The sequence below is a fragment of the Mesorhizobium sp. M1A.T.Ca.IN.004.03.1.1 genome (genome assembly GCF_003997555.1).
Lineage (GTDB): Bacteria > Pseudomonadota > Alphaproteobacteria > Rhizobiales > Rhizobiaceae > Mesorhizobium.
Genome location: NZ_RZTV01000672.1, coordinates 1 through 254 on the forward strand (window position 1 = coordinate 1; position 254 = coordinate 254).

The 254-nt window shown below is 61.0% G+C and carries 1 protein-coding gene; it reads right to left on the minus strand.

Translation table 11 applies throughout. The annotated features are described in order from the left end of the window. Positions 1 to 254: PspA/IM30 family protein (locus tag EOD29_RS33355; RefSeq protein ID WP_206520589.1), on the minus strand; the 254-nt coding region annotated here is incomplete at both ends.

A 254-nucleotide genomic window follows, 5' to 3' on the forward strand; every position in this document is an offset into this window, starting at 1 on the left:
GCCGTTTTCCAGCGCGGCCAGTTCAGCACCGGCTTCGATGCGGCCGGCAGTGATTTCCTGGCGCTTCTTGATGCGCTCGAGACTTTCGACGGCGCTGCCGAGGCGGGTGTTGATGCCAGATTGATTGTGGGCAATCGCCGATTGAGCGCGCAGCAGCGACTCGTTGGCTTTGACATTCTCCACCTCGCGCTTCATCTGAGCAATGCGCGATTCGGTTTCCTGGATCGTGCGCAGCATCTGCTGCTGACGGGGCA